The organism is Pseudoalteromonas sp. SWYJZ12, assembly GCF_015864395.1.
Classification (GTDB): Bacteria; Pseudomonadota; Gammaproteobacteria; order Enterobacterales; family Alteromonadaceae; genus Pseudoalteromonas; species Pseudoalteromonas arctica.
Map to the genome: position 1 here is coordinate 14,739 of NZ_JADYXH010000028.1, position 21,416 is coordinate 36,154.

Annotated in this window: 22 protein-coding genes; 15 read left to right on the forward strand and 7 right to left on the reverse strand. The window is 39.0% G+C overall.

Annotation, left to right across the window (positions count from 1 at the left end; genetic code table 11):
* The first annotated feature begins 69 nt into the window (after nt 1–69).
* The 4 genes from I6F42_RS18765 (at nt 70) to I6F42_RS18780 (ending at nt 3,435) form a co-directional block, all read left to right on the forward strand.
* Nucleotides 70–1,422 carry an AlkA N-terminal domain-containing protein gene (locus tag I6F42_RS18765; RefSeq protein WP_197153054.1) on the forward strand — a complete coding sequence of 451 codons (1,353 nt, stop codon included), beginning with the start codon at nt 70–72 and terminating at the stop codon, nt 1,420–1,422.
* The gene (locus I6F42_RS18770; protein WP_024591856.1) at nt 1,422–1,892 is read left to right on the forward strand and encodes a methylated-DNA--[protein]-cysteine S-methyltransferase; all 471 of its coding nucleotides are present in this window, start codon (nt 1,422–1,424) and stop codon (nt 1,890–1,892) included. The genes I6F42_RS18765 and I6F42_RS18770 overlap by 1 nt, the downstream gene beginning before the upstream one ends.
* A 75-nt stretch (nt 1,893–1,967) precedes the next feature.
* Nucleotides 1,968–2,759: an amino acid ABC transporter substrate-binding protein gene (locus tag I6F42_RS18775; protein WP_197153056.1), complete on the forward strand. Its 792-nt coding sequence runs from the start codon at nt 1,968–1,970 to the stop codon at nt 2,757–2,759.
* Between the two features lie 82 nt (nt 2,760–2,841).
* A complete protein-coding gene (locus tag I6F42_RS18780; protein ID WP_007582344.1) occupies nt 2,842–3,435 on the forward strand; it encodes a thymidine kinase in 594 nt (197 codons plus the stop codon).
* On the opposite strand, the gene ltaE is transcribed toward I6F42_RS18780, so the two are convergent.
* Nucleotides 3,409–4,413, reverse strand: coding sequence for a low-specificity L-threonine aldolase (gene ltaE / locus I6F42_RS18785; RefSeq protein ID WP_024608839.1), 1,005 nt, complete (start codon nt 4,411–4,413; stop codon nt 3,409–3,411). The genes I6F42_RS18780 and ltaE overlap by 27 nt on opposite strands.
* A 40-nt stretch (nt 4,414–4,453) precedes the next feature.
* The gene (gene rlmF / locus I6F42_RS18790; protein WP_197153058.1) at nt 4,454–5,386 is read right to left on the reverse strand and encodes a 23S rRNA (adenine(1618)-N(6))-methyltransferase RlmF; all 933 of its coding nucleotides are present in this window, start codon (nt 5,384–5,386) and stop codon (nt 4,454–4,456) included.
* Between the two features lie 128 nt (nt 5,387–5,514).
* Between rlmF and I6F42_RS18795 the strand changes: the two genes are divergently transcribed.
* A complete protein-coding gene (locus I6F42_RS18795) occupies nt 5,515–6,423 on the forward strand; it encodes an alpha/beta fold hydrolase (protein ID WP_197153060.1) in 909 nt (302 codons plus the stop codon).
* Here I6F42_RS18795 and I6F42_RS18800 read toward each other — a convergent pair.
* From I6F42_RS18800 to I6F42_RS18810, 3 genes are all read right to left on the reverse strand, one after another.
* The gene (locus I6F42_RS18800) at nt 6,420–7,853 is read right to left on the reverse strand and encodes a sulfotransferase (protein WP_165724960.1); all 1,434 of its coding nucleotides are present in this window, start codon (nt 7,851–7,853) and stop codon (nt 6,420–6,422) included. The two genes, I6F42_RS18795 and I6F42_RS18800, sit on opposite strands and share 4 nt — an antisense overlap.
* Nucleotides 7,854–8,103: 250 nt before the next feature.
* Complete coding sequence (locus I6F42_RS18805) at nt 8,104–10,686, reverse strand: TonB-dependent siderophore receptor (protein WP_197153063.1); 2,583 nt, start codon at nt 10,684–10,686, stop codon at nt 8,104–8,106.
* Nucleotides 10,687–10,996: 310 nt separating this feature from the next.
* On the reverse strand, nt 10,997–11,167 hold the full coding sequence (locus I6F42_RS18810) for an oxidoreductase-like domain-containing protein (protein WP_010553991.1): 171 nt from the start codon (nt 11,165–11,167) through the stop codon (nt 10,997–10,999).
* A gap of 112 nt (nt 11,168–11,279) precedes the next feature.
* On the opposite strand from I6F42_RS18810, the gene I6F42_RS18815 reads away from it, so the two are divergent.
* On the forward strand, nt 11,280–11,702 hold the full coding sequence (locus I6F42_RS18815; RefSeq protein WP_197153066.1) for a hypothetical protein: 423 nt from the start codon (nt 11,280–11,282) through the stop codon (nt 11,700–11,702).
* An 87-nt stretch (nt 11,703–11,789) separates the two neighbouring features.
* Nucleotides 11,790–13,154, forward strand: a complete 1,365-nt coding sequence (locus tag I6F42_RS18820; protein WP_024605692.1) for a M17 family metallopeptidase — start codon at nt 11,790–11,792, stop codon at nt 13,152–13,154.
* A gap of 38 nt (nt 13,155–13,192) precedes the next feature.
* Here I6F42_RS18820 and I6F42_RS18825 read toward each other — a convergent pair whose 3' ends face one another.
* Nucleotides 13,193–13,579 carry a VOC family protein gene (locus I6F42_RS18825; RefSeq protein ID WP_121953611.1) on the reverse strand — a complete coding sequence of 129 codons (387 nt, stop codon included), beginning with the start codon at nt 13,577–13,579 and terminating at the stop codon, nt 13,193–13,195.
* A 70-nt stretch (nt 13,580–13,649) separates the two neighbouring features.
* Complete coding sequence (locus tag I6F42_RS18830; protein WP_197153068.1) at nt 13,650–14,729, reverse strand: ketoacyl-ACP synthase III; 1,080 nt, start codon at nt 14,727–14,729, stop codon at nt 13,650–13,652.
* A gap of 154 nt (nt 14,730–14,883) precedes the next feature.
* Between I6F42_RS18830 and I6F42_RS18835 the strand changes: the two genes are divergently transcribed.
* The 8 genes from I6F42_RS18835 to I6F42_RS18870 all read left to right on the forward strand — a co-directional run bounded on the left by I6F42_RS18835 (nt 14,884) and on the right by I6F42_RS18870 (nt 21,099).
* Nucleotides 14,884–16,191: an amidohydrolase family protein gene (locus I6F42_RS18835; RefSeq protein ID WP_010553986.1), complete on the forward strand. Its 1,308-nt coding sequence runs from the start codon at nt 14,884–14,886 to the stop codon at nt 16,189–16,191.
* Nucleotides 16,192–16,199: 8 nt separating this feature from the next.
* A complete protein-coding gene (locus I6F42_RS18840; RefSeq protein WP_197153070.1) occupies nt 16,200–16,604 on the forward strand; it encodes a DUF4440 domain-containing protein in 405 nt (134 codons plus the stop codon).
* A 61-nt stretch (nt 16,605–16,665) separates the two neighbouring features.
* Nucleotides 16,666–17,907: a sensor histidine kinase gene (locus tag I6F42_RS18845; RefSeq protein WP_197153072.1), complete on the forward strand. Its 1,242-nt coding sequence runs from the start codon at nt 16,666–16,668 to the stop codon at nt 17,905–17,907.
* The gene (locus tag I6F42_RS18850) at nt 17,904–18,431 is read left to right on the forward strand and encodes a response regulator transcription factor (protein WP_197153074.1); all 528 of its coding nucleotides are present in this window, start codon (nt 17,904–17,906) and stop codon (nt 18,429–18,431) included. The genes I6F42_RS18845 and I6F42_RS18850 overlap by 4 nt, the downstream gene beginning before the upstream one ends.
* Nucleotides 18,432–18,458: 27 nt before the next feature.
* On the forward strand, nt 18,459–18,881 hold the full coding sequence (locus tag I6F42_RS18855) for a DCC1-like thiol-disulfide oxidoreductase family protein (RefSeq protein ID WP_197153076.1): 423 nt from the start codon (nt 18,459–18,461) through the stop codon (nt 18,879–18,881).
* Between the two features lie 102 nt (nt 18,882–18,983).
* Nucleotides 18,984–19,262, forward strand: coding sequence for a peptidylprolyl isomerase (locus I6F42_RS18860; RefSeq protein ID WP_077535091.1), 279 nt, complete (start codon nt 18,984–18,986; stop codon nt 19,260–19,262).
* Between the two features lie 348 nt (nt 19,263–19,610).
* On the forward strand, nt 19,611–20,120 hold the full coding sequence (locus tag I6F42_RS18865; RefSeq protein ID WP_197153078.1) for a hypothetical protein: 510 nt from the start codon (nt 19,611–19,613) through the stop codon (nt 20,118–20,120).
* A gap of 124 nt (nt 20,121–20,244) precedes the next feature.
* On the forward strand, nt 20,245–21,099 hold the full coding sequence (locus tag I6F42_RS18870) for a hypothetical protein (RefSeq protein ID WP_197153080.1): 855 nt from the start codon (nt 20,245–20,247) through the stop codon (nt 21,097–21,099).
* Nucleotides 21,100–21,416: the final 317 nt, after the last annotated feature.

Sequence of the window (21,416 nt, forward strand, 5' to 3'; positions counted from 1 at the left end):
GAATATGGCTAGTAATACAGTTTTTTTTGTATAAGCTAGGCTTTATTAGGTTAACTTATAGAGCCGTTTATGGACACTTCACATTGGCAAAAAGCACGTCAGAGTCGCGATCCTCGTTTTGACGGGCTTTTTTACGTAGCGGTAAAAAGTACCGGTATTTATTGCAGACCTATTTGCCCTGCACCAACGGCTCACGAAAAAAACGTTACTTATTATCAGTTTGCCCATAACGCGGCGCAAGATGGTTTTAGGCCCTGCATTCGTTGCAGGCCCGATAGTGCCCCTGGCAGCGCAGCATGGCAGGGTACAAAAACGACTGCACTTAGAGCAAAACAGTTAATAGATCAAAATGACGAGCACGATTGCGAAAAATTAGCAGCTCGTTTAGGTGTAAGTAGTCGTTATTTAAGGCAGTTGTTTAAGCAGTATTTTGGCGTGTCGATTACGCAATATCGATTATTTAACCAATGCCACTTTGCTAAAAAACTGATTCAAGAAACACACTTACCCCTTACCGAAATAGCGTTTTCCGCAGGCTTTAAAAGCATTAGGCGTTTTAATGATGCATTTTTACAGCAGTTAAATATAGCTCCCTCGAAGCTGCGCAGTGGCGATAAAAAACCAACGTCAAAACTCACTTTAACCCTGCCATTTAGGCCGCCTTATAATTGGCCTGCTTTGCAGGACTTTTTACAACGGCGCTTGATAAAACCAATGGAGTGGATAACACAAACGAGCTACGGACGTACTTTTGCAAGTGAGGAATATAAAGGAAGCTTTACCGCTGAATTTATAGCGAGTAAAAACCACTTTAGTGTGTCTATCGATATAGACAATACGGCGTACTTACAACCTGTTATAAATAATATACGCCGTGTGCTTGATTTAGACGCCGATATTAATTTAATTGAAACGCATTTAAGCGCTAATATAAACAATGCGTTTACAGTGTGTGAAGGGCTCAGGCTTCCAGGGATTTGGTCAAGTTTTGAAGCCGGTATAAGGGCAGTACTCGGGCAGCAAGTGAGTGTTACTGCGGCGCATAATTTAGTAACAAAGTTAGTTGACGAATTAGGCGAAAAAGAGGGCGATGCCGTTTATTTTCCTACGGCTAAAATTGTTACTAATAGTGATTTTGCATTTTTTAAAATGCCACAAGCACGCAAAAATGCGCTACACAACTTAGCCCAGTTTTGTGCACTAAATCCTGAAAATGACGATTTAGACGAATGGCTTAATTTAAAGGGGATTGGTCCTTGGACGGTAAATTATGCAAAGTTGCGAGGGCAAAGCCAGCCCGATATATTACTTGATGGCGACTTAGGTGTTAAAAAAGCTCAAGCGGCGGCAAACCCTTTCGTACCTGCTAACAGCGCTCCTTTTCGCTCTTACTTAACTTTTCAACTTTGGCAGCAATTATAATGATCATTCAAACATCAATTTCGAGCCCTATAGACGACATAATTATTCAAGCGACAGATAAAGGAGTGAGTTACGTTGGGTTTTATCCTCCAGTTGAGCACCCTCATACGCCATTTGAGCAAGTCGCTAACAAGGCGGTGCTTATTTGCGCTGCGCAGTTAAATGAGTACTTTGCAAAAAAACGCACTACTTTTGATGTACCACTTGATACAAACGGTACAGCATTTCAACAAAGCGTATGGCAAGCACTATTAACGGTACCTTTTGGAAAGTCGCAAACATACGGCTATATTGCAAACCAACTCAATAATCCAAAAGCAGTGAGGGCAGTAGGTGCCGCGAATGGTAAAAATCCGATTAGTATTATAGTGCCTTGCCACCGAATTATTGGCGCAAATGCAAAGTTAACGGGCTATGCTGGTGGGCTTGATAGGAAACTTTGGTTGCTGAAACACGAAGGATTAATGTAAATTAATTTAACGAATATTTTGTATGTTTAGTTCTACATACTACACTGTAGATTTAGTTTATAAATAAAAATCACTATGAAAATTAGAACGTTACTTTATATTTTTGTTTTGAAGTGTATTGTTTTTTGCGATGGCGTTACGGCCAAAGAATTACTTTTTTGTTATGAAGATAAAAACGCAGCACCACTATTTTTAGGTGTTGATAAGGCTATACCTATTGATCAACCTGATGCCTCAGTTGAGGTTTTAAGTTTATTAGATAAAGCGATTGATGGTGTTGAGATTAAGTTTGTTAGAAAACCATGGCGTAGATGCTTAAGCGATTTAGAATTTAATCGAGTTAATGCTGTTATTGCCAGTTACCGCAAAGGACGAGAAAACGTTGCTGTTTACCCTGTTGATCAGCAAGGTAAGTTACAAGATGACTATGCAGTAAGTGAATTTAGTAGCTGCCTTATAGGGCGTTATAAATTTCATAAAGAATGGGAGACTCGCGAAGTATTTCAAAATAAAGCATTTACTATAGCCATTCCTAATGGCTATGGACTAAATAGCGCGTTGAAAGAAGAACCATTTTTTATTCATAATACGTTTTCTAAAAGCAAAGCTTTTGAGTTGCTAGATAAGGGCGTGGTGCAGGCGAGCGTTGATCTGTGCCAAGTTGATGGCTTAAAGGTGTCGAGTTATCCGTATGAGGGTAATAATGTTAAACCTATTTATCCCCCTTACGAAACCAGCCATGGTTACCTTGTTTTTTCAAAAAAATTCTACGAAGAAAATAACGATCTAAGCTTGGAAATGTGGCAATGGTTATCAAAATTTGAAAGTGCACCTGTGTATATTAAATACTTACAAACACTTAAATAACCTCATTAAATTCGCGTTTGTAAATTGGTATTAATTTAATATTAAGGTAGCATAAGCGCACTTTTTATAAAATGGCACCACAATGGCTCAATTATACTTTTACTACTCTGCAATGAATGCAGGTAAATCAACCACGTTATTACAATCTGCATTTAATTATAAAGAACGTGGCATGGAACCTGTGATCCTTACTGCTGCCATTGATGATAGACAAGGCGTGGGTAAAGTATCGTCTCGTATTGGCTTGCAAGCAGATGCGCATGTATTTGATGCTAGCAAAGATGTTTTTGATCTTATTCAATCACTCAACAATGATAAAAAACGCCATTGTGTATTAGTTGACGAGTGCCAATTTTTATCAAAAGAACAAGTAATGCAATTAACCGATGTGGTTGATGAATTAGGTATACCGGTATTGTGTTATGGCTTGCGTAACGACTTTAGAGGCGAGCTATTTATAGGGTCGCAATATTTGCTTGCGTGGGCTGATAAGTTAGTTGAGCTTAAAACTGTATGCCACTGTGGACGTAAAGCAAACCATGTACTGCGTACCGATGAAAATGGTGAAGCAATAGCCGATGGTAACCAAGTAGAAATTGGCGGCAATGACCGATATGTTTCGGTATGCCGCAAACATTATAAAGCCGCGTTAAATATGGGCCGACAAAGCATTTAAAAATGTATCAATATCTTCGCGCGTAATATCTAAATGCGTTACTAGCCTAAGCTGCTTGCTTGGGCTAAATAGTATACCTTGTTGTTTAAGTGCCTCAGCAATCTCTTCAATGTTTATACTGCTAGTGTATGTTGCGTAAACCATATTAGTGGTGTTACTCATATCTACAGTAAAGCCACTGATTTCACTTAATTGTTGAGCCAAATAACGTGCATTTGCATGATCGTCTTTTAAGCGCTCTACATTGTGCTCAAGTGCAAACTGCCCGGCAGCTGCAAGCATTCCGGCTTGGCGCATACCGCCACCAAGTACTTTTCTCCATCGTCTTGCTTTATTAATAAGTGCTGGTGAGCCTAATAATAAAGAGCCTACGGGCGCCCCCAAACCTTTAGATAAACAAATAGAAATTGAGTCAAAGTGCTTTGTGATTTCAGTGATATCAATATTTAGCTCAACAGCGGCATTAAAAGCACGTGCGCCGTCTAAGTGCAGCGCTAAATTATGCGTATTAACAAAGTCACGAGCTTGGGCTAAGTACTCAAGCGGGAGCACTTTTCCGCCTATGGTATTTTCTAAGCTAAGTAATCGCGTGTTTGCAAAATGGCAATCGTCTGGTTTTATTGCTGCAGCTATTTTACTGAAGGGGATGCTACCATCGGCTTCATTTTCAATAGGCTGTGGTTGCACAGACCCTAAAACAGCTGCTCCGCCACCCTCAAACTTATAATTGTGAGCATTTTGGCCACAAATGTATTCGTCACCTCGCTCACAATGCGCCATTATTGCAAGTAAGTTGGCTTGTGTACCTGAGCTACAATAAAGTGCGGCTTTAAAGTTAAAACGCTTACACGCATAGGCTTCTAGTTGGTTAACGCTTTCATCATCGCCATATACATCGTCACCAACCGGTGCGCTGTACATAATATCGCGCATTGTGTTTGTTGGTTTTGTAACTGTATCAGAGCGAAAATCTATCATGATTGCCTTATCCTTTTTATTGTTTTTAATAAAATTGGTATTAATCAAGCTCGCTACAAATTTGCTCACGAGTGTCTTTATCAAAGTAAGTCCATGCAATAAAGCGGCTGATTTTTTGACCTTGTGCCATATCAACTATTTTATATTGTGCTATTGGGTGGGCTTTTAATACTTCTTCAAGGGCTGCAATATTATCTTTTTTGGATACTAACGACGTAAACCACAGTACTTGCTCTGCAAAGTCTTCGCTCTCTTTAATCATGTTAGAGATAAACTGTACTTCACCGCCTTCACACCATAATTCATTATTATGACCACCAAAATTAAGTGCGCTACTGGGTGTTTTTCCTAGGTTTTTCCACTTACGTTCACTGCCTTTACTTGCCTCTTCTTCGCTTGCATGAAACGGAGGGTTACAGAGCGTTAAATGATATAGATCTTTTTGATTTATAACGCCTTTAAAAATATGTGATGCGTTTTTTTGTTGTTTTAGGGTTATTTTTAAACCATTAAACTGAGCAATTTGCTTTGCTATTTTTACCGAAGCTGGATCAATATCAGTCCCTGTAAAATGCCACTTATATTCACTTGTACCAGTAAGCGGATAAACTAAGTTAGCGCCAGTGCCAATATCAAGCACTTTAATTTGCTTACCTAAAGGTATTTGTTGTTGGTTATCGTCACTTAATAAGTCGGCTAAGTAATGAATGTAGTCAACACGCCCAGGTATAGGTGGGCATAAATTATGCTCAGGAATATCCCAAAAATCAATATTGTAGTGAGTTTTTAAAAGCCCTTGATTAAGTGTTTTAACGGCTTTGTTATCACTAAAATCAATGCTTTTAGTGCCTGCAGGTGTGGTTATAACAAAAGGCAGTAGAGCAGGGTGCTCTGTTGTTAATAAATCGAAGTCGTACCCATTTTTATGTAGGTTACGAGGGTGTAGTTTTGAACGTGTATTATTTTCTTTCATGGCTTCATTTTAACAACAGATATAATGTGGTGATTGTAACAAATGCTGATGAGTAAAGTGCAGACATTTCCTTTGGTATATTTAATATTACTGGTAGGATGAGTTGAAAATAATAAAAAGGAATAACTGTGGCAATTTCTCAGCAATCAATAATTATCAATTTAGACGCTCACCAAACACTTCATTTACGCCGTATTAGCGATGAAGGTCAGCAAGGGCCTATCGTATTTTTTATGCATGGAGCTGTAGAAAACGGTAAAATTTTTTACACGCACTCCAATAAAGGGCTCGCACCATTTTTAGCTGAGCATGGATATTGTTGTTATGTTGCTGATTTACGTGGACGAGGTGATAGTAAGCCAATTATTTCGAGCGAGTCCGAATATGGACAAACTGAGTCTATCCTAGAAGACATCCCTACCTTTATTAAGCAAATAGAGTTGATTGAAGGCAAGAAGCCTGACTACTGGGTCGCTCACTCTTGGGGCGGGGTATTGATGAACAGCGCGTTTGCACGTTTTCCAGAATATATTAATGATGTAAAAGCGTGTGTGTATTTTGGCTCTAAGCGTTCTTTATTTAATAACCATCCTCAAAAATTATTACAAGCCAATTTAATTTGGTATTTTATGGCGCCTTTACTTGCTAAAAAACACGGCTATTTAAATGCTAAAGGTTATAAGTGGGGAAGCGATAACGAAACTCAAAAGTCGCATTATCAAAGTATGCAATGGGCTAAAAAGAAGCCATGGATAGATTCTGATGATAATTTTGATTATGCAAAAGCGCTAAACAACCTGCATTTACCGCCAACGCTTCATATTGCTGCGGTAAAAGATAAAGCATTAGCGCAACCAATCGATATTCAAAAATTTATGGACGAATCAGGGCCTGGCATTCAACAAATGCGAATTTACGGTCGTAAGCACGGGCATAATTTTGATTACGATCATATTAATATGCTTACCCACCCAAGTGCGCGTGATGATCAATTTAAAGATTTACTTAATTGGTTTAAAGCACATCCGATTAATTAATTCTCATCAAGTAACTTTAGAAGAGGTGTTTTGTAACGCTCCCACTTAGCGATTGCGGCATTATTAATAGGTTGGCGAATAGCATGTTTACTCAACGTGGTTACCGGTGTTTTTTGTTTATAAAACGCTAAGCAACGCTCTTCAAAATGACAGTTTAAAAAACCAAGTAACTGCGTTAGCTGCTCTTTTGGGTTACTCACTAAATCTTCGTAACTGACATCATAAATTGGCATACCTTTAAAGGAGTGCCAATGGCTCATCAGTTTTTCATACACACTATGGTAAAGCTTAAACTCAGGTAGTGAGCAAAAATAAGGCTCGTTCTCGGCAAAGTAATTAGTGAAAATAGAAAACGCAGTAGCATTAAAATTACGACTTAAATTTATAAATTTGGCATTTGGAAATAGGATATATATTAGTCCGAGCGACTGATAATTACTCGGCAGTTTATTTATTATAAAAGGTCTGATGGGCGATGCTGTTTTTAATGTTGTGATATACAGCTCGCGGGCTTTTTTGATTAAGTCAGGCGTTAAATGCGCTAAGCATTGCGGGTAAGCAACTCCCGTTTTTTGTTCGATAAAAGCAACCGCGTTATTACTAATACTCGTACTTTCTCCTAGGCTCGAAAACTGACTATGGCTTGCCAATATTTGCTCCAGGAGGGTAGAGCCACTACGAGGCATACCAATAATAAAGACAGGTGTAATATTACCTGTAAATTTTTTATCGGCAGAGGCAATAAATTCCTCGGTGTTGTATTTTATTATTTCATTGTAAAAAGGGATTAAATCTTTAGTGCTAAATTCACTTAATTTTTTTTGTAATTTATTTGCCAATATAAAATAATTAAATGCTTGCTCGGTATCTTCCAGTGCATCGTAACTGTTTGCTAATGCGTAGTAACACACCATTTTTAAACGTAAATTGCTCGTTTGAGTTAGTAAGTGGTGTAAATTACTTACATAATTATGCTCTTTATCAAAGCGGCCTAACTGCACAAGTTCAAATAAAATATAAGCTGTTACAGGGTATACCCCAATACTGAGTGCATGAGCAAAGGTTGTATGGGCTTTATCTAACTCGCCATGTGTTAAATAGTGCTGTGCTAAGTAATAATGAGGCTCTGGGTTATGACTTGCTAATTTTTTTGCGTATTCGAGCACCGTTAACGCATCGTTTGGCGAATTAACACCGTTAAATGCATCAGCAAGGGCATGTAATGGTTCAAGCATATGAGGCATGCGCTCACACGCTTTTTGGAGTAAGTACACGGCAGCGTCATAACGCTCTAATCGTAGGGCAATTCTGCCTAAGCCAAATAAAGCTTCACCATTTTCGGGATTACTATTTAATAGCGTTTTAAAATGAAACTCAGCTTCTTTGAGTTTATTTTGTTGCAGTAGTTGGTTGGCTTTATTAAGTAGCATAGTTATACCAATTTTATTAAAAAAATAATCATTCTATCGTATTAAATAGCGTACTCACTGCGTTAAAAATTATTCATATAGAGCAACTATATATCATAGTTTTCGCCTTGTTATTACGCTATTTTCTGAGCGCTATAATAGAACACTTATTCAATGCAATTGGTATTGTTCACTATTATTTTTATTAACTATAAAATTAAAAAGGCGAAATGTCTTCAACATTTCGCCTTTGGTTCTTCATGAAAATAGTTTAAAAAGTATATGTTGCTTTAGCGTAGTAAAAGCCACCGTTAATACCAAACGGAGATGTTTCGTAGAACTGACCACCCCAGTTGTTATTAGGGATACCCGTTGCATCTGCAAAATCAAGTTTTTCAGCATCTTGGTCGAATAAGTTTTGAGCGCCTACAGAGAAGCTAACTGATTCATTTAAGAAGTAAGTTACTTCAGCATCAATAGTGACTGCAGCATCTGCTGTTTTAGCTGTTGCATCATAATCAACGTGAACACCTTGGTATTCGCCGTAGTAGTTTGCACGAGCAAATGCAGAAACTGATTCCCATTGTTGAGACAATGTGAACGTTGCACGATGGTTAGGTAAATCTTCTTCTAAGCGTTTAACTTTAAACGCACCTGTAATTTCACTAAATTGAGTTACTTCAGTATCATTCCAGTTATAAGCAAGGCTAAATGTAGAGCTACCGCCCATTAGTTCAGCAGTATAGTTTGCAACTAAATCGATACCTTGAGTTGTTGTATCAAAGTCATTTGTAAAAAAGCTTACCTGAGCAAGACCTTGTACATTAGGAACTCCAGCGGCTGTAAGTGTATCTTTATCTGCTTGGCTTAAATTGATTTTATCTGATTGGCTAATACGGTCATCTACTTGAATGTTGTAGTAATCAAGCGTTAAAAATAACTCGCCGATTGTGTATACAGCACCAAGTGTATAGCTTTGTGATTCTTCCGGCTCAAGCTCTGTACCACCTAATTGCACTGCAATAGGGTTTGTTGGTGGAAGAAGCGCTGAATCTTGTAACACGCCGCTGTCTAAGCTTGTTTGTACGTTACTTACGTTAGCTTGACCAACTGTAGGTGCACGGAAACCGCTACTTACAGAACCACGAATATTTAAATCTTCAGTTAAATGGTATTGAGCCATTACTTTGTAGTTAGTTGTAGTACCAAAGCTGTCGTAGTCTTCAAAGCGAAGCGCTACGCCCATTAAAAAGTCTTCAGTAAATGGTGCTTCAACATCAACATACGCTGCATAGTTACGACGAGAAAACTCACCTGCTTGTGATGGTTTAAAACCAGGGAAGCCGTTAGAGCCAATACCAAAACCTTGTGCTGTTAAAGGGCCTGCTGTGTAAGATTCTTCATCACCAGAAATGATAGTGAATGTTTCTTCATGCCATTCAAAACCACCGGCAATGTTTACATCATAAGCTAAACCAAAGTTGACACCCTTTGATAAATCAAAGTTAAAGTTTTTCTCTAGCTGTTCATATTTACCCGGACTGAAGTCACGTGGTGTATCTGCACCTAAAGAAGCATTAACCGTGTCATAGATGAAGTAACGTGATTCATTTAAACCCACAGTACCGCTTAAGTCATAGTAAGTATCTTTTAAGAAACCACCAGTGAATCGCCCTTTAGTACCAATAGTTAAAGAAGTATCAGTAATGTTGCCGCCAAAGTTAGGTGTAAAGCCACCTGGAAGCGTTTCGTTAAAGGCAAAACAATCTGGGTTGTTCGCTACACCATTTATATAAGCAGGATCATCTAATACGTTGCCATCTGTTATTGCAATAGTAGGACAGTTAGCGCTCATATCAGGTGTTAAATCTGCAACAAGTAGTGTTTCGCCACCATCATTTGAGTAAACGCCAGAACGTGTTTGCGGGTTACGGTAGTAAAAGCCACCACGTACATCACGTTCAGAGTAATTACCAAACATGTAAAATTCAGAATCGTTTGTTAGCTCTAAACCTACGTTACCAAAAATTGTAATATCGTCGTTTACTTCTGGTGCGCCCCATACTTGTGCAAGAGAAGATACATCAGGAACACCTGCAGCTGAAAGTGCTGCGGCATCGGCACGTTGAACTGAGCGGCTTGTTGCATCAGCTGTTTTATATTGAAAGCTTAAATTAGCAAAGCCATTGTCGGTAAACGGTAAACCCACGTTACCCGACACTTGTGTTGTATCGCCATCACCTTCATAAAATTGACCATGGCGGATTTCTAATTTGCCACCTTCAGAAGCGTCTTTTAGTTGGAAGTTCATTACACCGGCTATTGCATCAGAACCATATTGTGCAGCTGCGCCATCACGAAGTACTTCTACTTGTTTAATAGCAATGCTTGGAATAACTGAAATATCTGCGCCTTGCGCGCCATCGTTAATACCACCGCCTAAAAATGCAATTACAGAAGCACGATGACGACGTTTGCCGTTTAAAAGAACCAATGTGCTGTCTGATGGTAAACCACGTAAGTTAGCTGGGCGAACAAGAGAGGCCGCATCGCTAATAGGATTTTGATGTACGTTAAAAGATGGCACGGCACCTTTTAAAAGCTCAAGCATGTCGGTATTGCCTGATCGTTCTAATTCTTCGCCGCCAATAATATCGATTGGAACTGGTGAGTCACCGATTGAACGTGGAGCTGAGCGCGTACCTACTACGGCAATTTTCTCTACATTTTTATTTACTTTAGTTTGCTGTTGCTCGTCTGCTGCAATAGCAGAACCCGAAAAAAACAACCCTGCAGTGGTCGTAGCTAAAGCAAATTTGATTGCTTGGTTTAGCGCATTATTTTTTAATTTCATTCTAATTTTCCCCAGTTAGAATAATTCTTATTTTTGATGCTAATTTCACATCATTTATTTTTAACTTAATTTTTTGTTTCACATAAGTTTGAGGGTTTAGCTCAAAAGCCTAATCAATTAAGCTTACTTTTTGTGAAGTCCTATTTACAGACTATAGGTAAAAAACGGGAAGGGCAATTACTAATTAACCATTTGATAACAAAAAGATTCAATTTAAGAAAAAATGCAACAATGGTGCAAAGTAAAGCTAAAATGAACTAAATAAGTGCAAATAGGGTTGTTGAGAGGAAAATTAATGCGTTATCAGTATTTAAATGTTATTTATTTGTTTCTTTTTGGTGGGGTTTTCAATGTTTTGTGCGCATCGCCAAGTTGCTAATTTTTCTTTATATTCATCCCACACGCAGGGGCAGCAACTGCCACCACCACAACATTCATCAGATTTTGGTTTTTCAGGTTTTTGCGGTAGTTGGTTTGTCATATTCAGTGTTGTTGTATGTATTTAATACTAATTTGGTGCAAAGGATAAGTTAAAGGATGTTGTAAGTAAATTATTCTTTGTGAACCCGTGCTGCTGTGTGAAAATAAAAGTTATGCGATTATATAAAGTTATTCACCGTGCACCTTGGCGGGTAGTTAAAATTAGTAAAAAACGCCAACAGCTGCGTTTTCGCCGTGCTATGGTGGCGCTCAAAATTGCACTTGCGCAAGAAAAACAAGAAACCAAAGAAATGCTCTCTATTTATAGGCGCTACACTCAAGGCCAAACAAGTAAAGAGGAGTTAAAACGCGCTAATGAACAGTTTGTTGATATTTTAAAAGGATTAGGGCTCGGTGTGTTTGCAGTATTACCTTTTGCCCCGCTTACAATTCCTTTAGTTGTTAAATTAGGGAGTTTGGTGGGAGTTGATGTACTGCCAAGTTCGTTTAATATGAACAAATCGACTAAAGAACTTGATGCTAAAATAGATCAAGAAAATCAAAAGCAAGAATCCAAAAACAGCTTAAAAAAGTAGCTAAAATCCCTTCAAATTAGCGATACCTTTTAGGTGCGCTTATTGATATGCTCTTAAGTACCATTTTTATATTATATGAGCTTTTTAATGAGTGCATTACTACGTCATACATCTTCTGGTATTCCTTTATCTTTTATTCTTAAAAACGAATTATCTGACTGGCAAGCACAGCAGCCTGCATTTATACAAAATTGGTTAACTAATACAGGTTTCGAAAAGCAAGGTGTTGCTTTAATCCCTGATGCTAAAACGGGCGAGTTAAGCCAGGTATTTTGTTTAATGCAAAGTAGCGATGATTTTTGGGCTGCGGGTAATTTAGCAAATACACTTCCTACTGGTACTTATCAAATTCAAGGTGAGAGCGCTTTTGTAGAGCAAGTTGCTTTAGGGTTTGTGCTTGGTGGTTACGAATTTAGTGAATATAAAGAAAAACCAACAGCAAAAGCGCAATTAGCCATTAGCGATAAAGCGTTGTTTGAGCGTATTAGCCAACAAGCTGATGCCATTACACTTGCACGTGATTTAGTTAATACGCCAGCGGTAGACATGATGCCGCAACATTTATCGCAAGTAATGGAAGATTTAGCTGCAACTTACAATGGCGAATTTTCACAGTGGATTGGCGATGAGTTACTAGAGCAAAACTACCCGACTATTCACATGGTGGGTCGTGCAAGCGAAAATAAACCGCGTTTACTTGATTTAAAATGGGGTGCAACAGATGCTCCATTAATTACACTAGTAGGTAAGGGCGTATGTTTTGACTCAGGCGGACTTGATTTAAAACCAAGCTCTGGCATGCGTAACATGAAAAAAGACATGGGCGGCGCCGCGCATGTAATTGCACTAGCACAGCTTATTATGGCAGCTAACTTACCAATTAGATTACGAGTGCTTGTACCCGCTGTTGAAAATGCAGTATCGCGCAATGCATTTCGCCCTGGCGATGTTGTTAAAACACGCAAAGGCATTATGGTCGAAATTGATAATACAGACGCAGAAGGGCGCTTAGTATTGTGTGATGCATTAAGCGAAGCACAAAACGATAATCCTGAGCTAATTATTGATTTTGCTACCCTCACGGGTGCATGTCGCGTTGCGTTAGGCACGGAGCTTCCGGGCTTTTTCTCAACAGAGCGCGATGTAGCAAACGGTATTATTGATGCAGGTTTAAGTGTACATGATCCTGTTTGGCAACTTCCGCTGTTTGAGCAATATAAAAACTTATTAAAAAGTGATGTAGCCGATATGGCAAATTGCGCAAGCACACCGTTTGGTGGTGCTATTACTGCGGCGCTTTACTTAAAAGAATTTGTTGAGCCAACAACACCGTGGGTACACTTTGATGTAATGGCGTGGAACTTACGTGCATTACCAGGTCGTCCAACGGGTGGTGAAGCATTAGGTATTCGTGCTGTATTTAACTACTTACAAAATCGTTTTAATAAATAAGTTTTTGATTCAATAGTAAGAACTTGAGCTTATGAGTTTTAAACCTCATAAAGCTCAAGTGGCAAGTTATCTGGATCGGCAAAAAAGGTAAACTTTTTGCCGGTTATTTCATCCACTCTAATATCCTCAACGTTTACTTCGCACGACTCTAAATACGTTTTTGCAATCTGTACATCCGCTACCTTAAAAGCTAAATGTCTTAAGCCTTGTGCTTCGGGATAGCTCGGTCTTGCGGGCGATCCATCAAACGAAAATAGCTCTATTTGGCTACCATCGGGCATGGCTAAATCTAATTTATATGAATTACGATCAGCTCTAAAGTGCTCATTAATAACGTTAAGTTTAAGTACATTGCTATAAAAGTGTTTAGAACGTGCATAGTCACTGCAAATAATGGCAGCGTGGTGAATACCTAAAAGTTTCAAATTTAATTCCTTAAAAAGCAAAAACGCACTTAATTAAGTGCGTTTTATATGTGACTTATTACATGTTGTGTTAGCTGGGCTGCGCTTCTTTACATGCTTTAACGGCCGGTGCTACAAGTTCTAAACCGGTTTTATTACATGGCGGTAAAGCGGCATCGCTTACACTAATAGGCGTTACGCGTTCGCCCCATTTTATGTAACTTGCAGCCCAGGTAAGGCCTGCACCAAATGCAGCAGACATAATGTTTGAATGCGGTTTAATTAACCCTTGCTCAACGGCTTCACATAACGCAATAGCAATCGTAGCAGCAGAGGTATTACCATACTCACCAATGTTAACCATTACTTTTTCGTCAGGTACTTTTAAACGATGCTGAATAGCCTGAATAATACGTAAGTTAGCTTGGTGTGGAACGAGTACATTAATGTCATCAAGGCTCAAATCGGCTTGTTTAAGTACATCGTCGCACGCTTCGCTCATGCCTTTAACAGCACGTTTGAAAATTTCACGACCTTCAAATAATAAATCAGATGGACCAATTGGCTCATATTTATTTAAATCACTACCAAAGTTAGTGATGTGTAAAATATCGCGGTCTTCACTGTCACAACCAGTTTTGGTTGCTAGTAAACCAGCTGGCGTATCTGCCGCTTCAAGTACTACTGCACCTGCGCCATCGCCAAATAAAACAGCGCTATCGCGACGTGCCCAGTTTACGTACCAGGTCATACGCTCAGCGGCAATGACCACTGCTTTTTTGATCATACCCGCTTGAATTTGTGCTGTAGCAGCTTGCAATGCATATAAAAAGCCCGAACATGCCGCGTTTGTATCCATTGCGGCAGCGCCTGTTGCACCAATGTTTTTTTGCACTTGTGAGGCGGTATTTGCCACAACAGTAGAAGGTGTACAGGTTGCTAATATCACTAAATCAATATCTTTAGGATCAACGCCTGCGCAGGCAATAGCATGCTTAGCTGCAACGGTTGCCAGCTCGGCGGTACTTACATGGCTCACTCGGCGAGATTTAATGCCTGTACGCGAGGTTATCCACTCGTCGGTGGTATCAACTATTTCACTAATTTCATCGTTGCTAATGCTTGCTGGTGGAATGCATTTACCCCAACCAGTGATATGTGCGTAAGGCATAGTATGTTCTCTTAAGGTGGTCTGACATGTATTACTTAATGGGTGAGTTATACCAAAAAACGGCTTTCAAGACTAGTTTATAGCATGCTTTGTGTCGTAAATATTCGCAATTACAGGTTATTTAAGGTAATGCTAGTATAAAAAAGGAGCAAGTATGAAAACAACACTAATAACAACATTCACTGCAATAACGCTGGCATTAATAGCAAATGGGGCTTTTGCTCAACAGCATAAAATTATTTATGCGGGCAGTTTACTTGCATCCGAGGATCAAAAAGTAAAAACAGAGCAAACGTTAGTCATAACAGATAATACAATAACAGCCATTAAAAACGGCTACCTCACAAAAGCAGAACTTAACCTACCTGATGCCGATATTATAAATCTAAAAAATCAATTTGTAATGCCTGGCCTTATTGATATGCATGTTCACGTTACGTTTGAGCGAGATGCTAAAGCAAACCCTCACCGCTGGGCAACAGAATATGATGCCGATTATGCTTTGCGCTCAATTAAATATTTACAACGTACGCTCGATGCGGGTTTTACATCAGTGCGAGATTTAGGTAGCGATCACAAAGTTATATTTCCGCTAAAACGTGCTATTGAGCGAAATGATATTAACGGCCCTCGCATTTTTGCAGCGGGTAATACAATATCGCCTACCGGTGGGCACGCAGATATGCACGGTTATCGAAAAGATATTACAGATGCGGTTACAGGCGGGATTGGTATATGTAATGGCGCGGATGATTGTAGCCGTGCGGTACGCGAGGTAATTAAAAGTGGCGCTGATGTAATTAAAATTACTGCCACGGGTGGAGTACTAAGTAATACCGCTGCTGGTGTTAACCAACAACTTACAGATGCAGAGCTGATTGCAATTGTTGATACTGCTCATCACTTAGGTCGTAAAGTTACAGCGCATGCACACGGTACACAAGGTATAAAAGCGGCCTTAAAAGCCGGTGTAGATTCTATTGAGCATGGCTCTTATTTAGATAAAGAGGCAATAAAGTTATTTAAAAAAACGGGAGCTTATTTAGTACCGACGCTTTTAGCGGGTGCAACGGTAAGTGAAGAGGTGCTTACAAATCCAAATATGCCACCGGCAATAGCCGACAAAGTGCGTGAAGTGACTCCAAAAATGCAGGCTTCGTTTAAACTTGCACTGAAAAACAAGGTTAATATAGCTTTTGGAACAGACTCTGGGGTGTCGCGTCATGGGCTCAATGCTAACGAATTTAGTTTAATGGTAAACAATGGTATGAGCGAAGCCCAAGCTATTAAATCAGCAACCATACATGCAGCTAAACTGCTGGGGCAAAGCGCACTCATTGGCGACTTGAGTGTTGGTAAACAAGCAGATATTATCAGTGTGAATGGCTCACCGCTTAAAAATATCGACGTACTTAAAAACGTGCAATTTGTTATGAAAGCCGGGCAAGTTTATAAACAATAGGGAAGGTTATGAGCAGCAAAATAAAAGTGTCGTTGTTTAATCATTTGATTGACGCTGAGCGCCAGTTACTCGACCCAGAAGTTCGCCAATCTGAGCGCGCATTAAATGCTTTACTCGATGATGAATTTATCGAAATTGCTGCCAATGGCACTACATTTAATAAATACCAAGTACTTACCCGCTTACCTACCGAGGTTGTGCCACAGTTTTATAATCAGCAGTTTAAGGGCCGAATGCTGAGCGATGATGTAGTGCAACTTAGTTATCAAGCAGCTTATAGGCGCTCTGCTCGCAGTGAATTTAATTATTCATTGCGTATGTCGCTTTGGCGTAAGCAAGGTGAGCAATGGCAAATGGTGTTTCACCAAGGAACGCCTTGTGCTCCGTTTTCAATTTCGATGGATGATGATTAAAAACCATATAACCGTTAAAATAACCTTATTAAACATTTGATTGGGCAATTACCTCTTGTTAATGCGTACCGACCCCACCATTAGTCGACTATTAATGCTGCGAAGCGGCGCAATTGCCGTGCAATTAATTGCTGTGCTTAGCGTTTATTTTTTACTAGAACATCAAATTGCATTACTGCCTTTACTGATTGTTATTGCCGTTGAGGCTGTTTTTCAGCTTATTAGCCTGTTTGCTTATCGTAATGTAAGCCAGGCTAAACCTTTGGGTATGTTGATGCAGCTAACTGCAGATGTATTATTTTTAACGGTTTTGCTTTCGCTAAGCGGCGGTGCAACCAATGCATTTGTATCGTTGTTATTGCTCCCGATAATGATCGCTGCTGTTACTCTGCGAGAAAAAGGATTAGCTTATATTGCAGTACTCGCCATTGCCGCATACAGTTTTTTACTGATAAAGATGCCCGATCACAGTATGCATCAAATGAATATGAGTGGTCACTTTATTGGCATGTGGGTCAATTTTGTTTTAAGTGCCAGCGTAATCGCACTTGTTATTGGCGCAATGAGCAGGGCACTTAAAGAGCGAGAGCGAATTATTGCAAACGTGCGTGAAAAACAATTACGTAATGAACAGCTTGTTATCCTTGATGGGGCCGCTGCACAAATAACCCATCAACTAGCGACCCCAATTGCAAACTTACAGTTACTGTTTGAAGAGTTATTAGAAGAGCAACCAAACAATCCTATTGTTAAGTACATGCAAGCGCCGCTTACTCAGTGCAGTACACAACTTAACGACTTTAGAAAACTCTCAGAGCAATTACGTCTTAAAAATTCGCAAGAGCATACCACCGTAAAGCAACTGCAAACGCAAATTACAGATACGCTTTTACTGCAATACCCTGATCAGCACATTAAATGGATTACGCCACCTATTGCAGCAACATTGATAAGTGATGCGATGTTATTGCCTGCTATTTTGAATTTATTGCAAAACGCCGCGCTCGCTAATCAAAAACAAGGTCAAACTCAATTAGAGCTGAGTTGGCAGCAAGATAACTTACACAGTGAATGCGTTTACTTGTTAATTCGCGATTTTGGCCCTGGCTTTTCATCATCGCAATTAGCAGAGCTGGGTGGTCAACTTATGCCAAGCGATCAAGGAATGGGGCTTGCTGTGCTTTTATCAAACGTTACTTTTGAGCGTTTAAATGGCTCACTTACCTTGTTTAACCATGCAGATGGCGGCGCTGTCGCCAAAGTTAAACTCGCTATTGTAAACACTGAGAATAACGCCTCATGAAGTTACTTATAATTGAAGACGACATAAATTTAGCCAGCACACTGGCAAGGCGTTTAACTAAACAAGGCTTTACCTGCGAGGTGGCGCATAATCAAAGTGATGCGTTACTTACCGCGCGTAAACTATTGCCCGACTTTATTTTATTAGACATGAAACTAGGTGACGATAACGGACTTGTACTCATAAAGCCGCTGCGTAGTTTGCTCCCCCAAGCTCATATTGTTTTATTAACCGGGTTTGCAAGTATAGCAACCGCAGTAGAGGCAATGCGTTTAGGCGCAAACGATTACCTTACTAAGCCGGTTGATATGGCAACATTATTAAAAGCGCTTAACACCGAGCCTATGGCATCGGCATCGAATGTTATTGATGATGCGGTTATGTCGCCGGAGCGCTTAGAGTGGGAGCATATTCAACAAGTACTGCACAGTAATAATGGCAATGTGTCGGTTACCGCAAGGCAACTTAATATGCATAGACGTACTTTGCAGCGCAAGTTACAAAAAAAGCCGGTGCAGCAGTAATTTAGTACTTAATTTAAGGAAAGTGTTATGAGCGATGATGCAGTGACAATAATGCAAAATCAAAAAATTATATTATTTGATGCGCAATGTAAGCTGTGCAGCGCGTGGTGTAATTTTATTATTAACAACGATGCCAATACCATTTTTAAATTATGCAGCGTGCAATCTCCAAAAGGGGAGCGGTTGTTAACATACTTTGGTTTTTCAACAATTGAGTACGCTTCAATGGTGCTTGTTGAAAATGGCAAAGTGCATACGCAAAGCCATGCTTTTTTTAACGTTGTTAAGCAGCTAGGTTACCCATATAAACTAGCAAACGTATTTAGTATTTTGCCAAATAGGTTTAATAATTGGTTATACGATAGGGTTGCTTTAAACCGCTATACCTTATTTGGAAAATATCAGTATTGCAGAATTCCCAACCCAGAGGATGCCAAACATTATTTATAAATTAGGCGTTAATACACTGCAGTATAAGTAGATGCTAGGTTTATGAGGTTGTGTTAAAATCGCCGCGTTTAATTTTAGCTAACGGTATAAAAGGCTTTTTTCATGGCAAATACAGCACATGCACTTCACATTTTGGTTAAGCACAAAGAAATTGCAGAAGACATTATTAAGCAATTAGGTAAAGGTGCAAAGTTTCAAACCTTAGCTAAAAAGTATTCGTCATGCCCATCGGGTAAAAAAGGCGGGGATTTAGGTGAATTTGGACGCGGGCAAATGGTCCCACAGTTTGACAAAATTGCGTTTAAAGGCGAAATTCTAGAGCCTCACCTAGTTAAAACAAAATTCGGCTGGCATGTTATTAAAGTGCTTTATCGTACTTAATTTACTTAAGCCGTTTGGCGAATTGACGCGTCTTAGCAAGCGTCCTTCTCATCACCTATCCTAAATTTTATATTTTGGCGAACTAAGAATTAGGATGTGTGTCATCTTAATTTCGATACTCCTTAATAAAATAACTGTATAAATAAACAGCTCTTGTTGTTTTGTCTAATATTACTGATCTCCACCATTACGGTGTATTTTTGCAATACTTAAAAAGTGTTGGAGTTAACTAATTGTTTACAGGTGTTTATTTGATGGCTAAGATAAATACATTGTAATATATGGACATTTGTCGGTTTATAAAACGACAAATGTCGTAGACAAAATTGTTAGAGCTCAAGGGGTAATATGGAACGTTTCGTTGAATCTATAGAAAAAAGCATTGAAACTGAAAATTGGTATGGAGCCTTAACTTTGGCTATTACATTACCTGATATTTGCGGTCGCTTAAATAACCCTAAATGGGGCTCTCAGAAACGTTTCGAAAAATGGTTTAACAAATATATGCACCACCATTATGAAAGTCCTTTTCATGGTGAAGGATTTACATTTTTATCTGCATCCGACGGCTATGCCTTACGTTGTGCGTTTCTCCACGAAGGTAGCGATGATGTAACTCGTCAACGTGCTAGAGAAGTTGTATCAAAATTTACATTTTCTACAACAGGCTCACATAAATGTATGTTTGATGATGTTCTCGTATTAAACCTTCAGGCATTTTGCTCTGAGATATGCGAAGGGGTTAGATCTTGGCAAAAAGAATACGAGAATGACCCCGATATTTTAAGCGGGTTAGCTGAACTATTAAAAGTGCAATCAAAAGGTTTTTCACCTGCACCAGGTATATTCATGCAATGAGCTCTAACAAGTTGCTTAAACGGACAAAAAACAGTTGGCTTTTGCTCGTTCCTCGCTAATTTTAGCCAACAATTTTATTGCCGCTTAGCAAAGCGTTATACCGTTACGTGGCCTATGGAGTATCATGGATATTTTTAATAATAGAGAGTTAGCCTCGGCTACACTAATAATCCTGTTATTTTCTTGGGCTAGCTACAAAAGTAAAGATGTAATCTCCGGACTTACTTTGGTTGTTAAATCATTATTTAAAAAAGCTATTATCATTACCATTATTTCTTTGGCTTTATATATATCTATTATTGTATATGGGCTTCATATTATCGATGTATGGAATACAGGACAGATCAAAAATACGGTTTTGTGGTTCACCTTTGTCGGTTTTGTTCAACTGTTAAATACAACGAATATAAAAGATCCAAGTCTTTATCTTAAAACATCACTTAAGGATCAAGTAAAGATAATTGTACTGGTTCAATTTTTAGTGGCGTTTCATTCATTTAACTACTTTGCAGAATTATTTTTGCTGACTGTTATTTCTTTATTAGCCTGTTGTAACGTGGTATCTCAGAATAAGCCCGAATATAAACAAGCTAAAAAGCTTTGTGAATATTTACTGGCAATTATAGGAATATTGGCGTTTTCTTATTCGTTATTCATCATATATCAGGAGTCTGGGAAATTCTTCAGCATAAATAATCTTCGTAATTTTATAGTGCCGATGCTTTTGTCTGTTGCATTATTACCATATACGTATTGTTTCTACTATTTCCTTGCTTACGAAAGAGCTTTTGTTAAAACTCATATTTATACCAGTTCACCACATCTACAGAGATATGCGAAAATAGAATCTTTTATCGCATTCCGAGGAAAAGTCGATCTGATACACCAGTGGTTACTGCACACTTGTACTTCGGAATTTGAGTCAAAAGAAACCATCCGTCGGTCAATTTATGCATTTAAGCAATCAACGGTATCATAGAATTAACGTGACACCCATCTTAATTGGGATAGCTTTGCTTGTTCAATTAAGGTGTCTGTTCTGCTTGATTTTGCTATACAAATTAGCTGTTTATGCTCGCCGAAACTCAAATAAGTTACTGTGTCGGATGGCGCTTTGCTTATCCGACCACCATTTTTAAATATATTTGATGGGTGGTGGTCTTCTCTGCCAAGCTAGTTGTCTAATATTGAATATTCGTTGGGTTTCGCTACGCTCTATCCAACCTTGTATCTCTTCTTGATGAGTGTTTAGCTAGCACTTGTCACATCGGGAAGACAGTGAGCTCGTACCCAACC

Coding starts and splice junctions, on each gene's coding strand:
- I6F42_RS18765 (WP_197153054.1), top strand. CDS start 70: ATGGACACTTCACATTGGCAAAAAGCACGTCAGAGTCGCGATCCTCGT.
- I6F42_RS18770 (WP_024591856.1), top strand. CDS start 1,422: ATGATCATTCAAACATCAATTTCGAGCCCTATAGACGACATAATTATT.
- I6F42_RS18775 (WP_197153056.1), top strand. CDS start 1,968: ATGAAAATTAGAACGTTACTTTATATTTTTGTTTTGAAGTGTATTGTT.
- I6F42_RS18780 (WP_007582344.1), top strand. CDS start 2,842: ATGGCTCAATTATACTTTTACTACTCTGCAATGAATGCAGGTAAATCA.
- ltaE (WP_024608839.1), bottom strand. CDS start 4,413: ATGATAGATTTTCGCTCTGATACAGTTACAAAACCAACAAACACAATG.
- rlmF (WP_197153058.1), bottom strand. CDS start 5,386: ATGAAAGAAAATAATACACGTTCAAAACTACACCCTCGTAACCTACAT.
- I6F42_RS18800 (WP_165724960.1), bottom strand. CDS start 7,853: ATGCTACTTAATAAAGCCAACCAACTACTGCAACAAAATAAACTCAAA.
- I6F42_RS18805 (WP_197153063.1), bottom strand. CDS start 10,686: ATGAAATTAAAAAATAATGCGCTAAACCAAGCAATCAAATTTGCTTTA.
- I6F42_RS18810 (WP_010553991.1), bottom strand. CDS start 11,167: ATGACAAACCAACTACCGCAAAAACCTGAAAAACCAAAATCTGATGAA.
- I6F42_RS18815 (WP_197153066.1), top strand. CDS start 11,280: ATGCGATTATATAAAGTTATTCACCGTGCACCTTGGCGGGTAGTTAAA.
- I6F42_RS18820 (WP_024605692.1), top strand. CDS start 11,790: ATGAGTGCATTACTACGTCATACATCTTCTGGTATTCCTTTATCTTTT.
- I6F42_RS18830 (WP_197153068.1), bottom strand. CDS start 14,729: ATGCCTTACGCACATATCACTGGTTGGGGTAAATGCATTCCACCAGCA.
- I6F42_RS18835 (WP_010553986.1), top strand. CDS start 14,884: ATGAAAACAACACTAATAACAACATTCACTGCAATAACGCTGGCATTA.
- I6F42_RS18840 (WP_197153070.1), top strand. CDS start 16,200: ATGAGCAGCAAAATAAAAGTGTCGTTGTTTAATCATTTGATTGACGCT.
- I6F42_RS18845 (WP_197153072.1), top strand. CDS start 16,666: ATGCGTACCGACCCCACCATTAGTCGACTATTAATGCTGCGAAGCGGC.
- I6F42_RS18850 (WP_197153074.1), top strand. CDS start 17,904: ATGAAGTTACTTATAATTGAAGACGACATAAATTTAGCCAGCACACTG.
- I6F42_RS18855 (WP_197153076.1), top strand. CDS start 18,459: ATGAGCGATGATGCAGTGACAATAATGCAAAATCAAAAAATTATATTA.
- I6F42_RS18860 (WP_077535091.1), top strand. CDS start 18,984: ATGGCAAATACAGCACATGCACTTCACATTTTGGTTAAGCACAAAGAA.
- I6F42_RS18865 (WP_197153078.1), top strand. CDS start 19,611: ATGGAACGTTTCGTTGAATCTATAGAAAAAAGCATTGAAACTGAAAAT.
- I6F42_RS18870 (WP_197153080.1), top strand. CDS start 20,245: ATGGATATTTTTAATAATAGAGAGTTAGCCTCGGCTACACTAATAATC.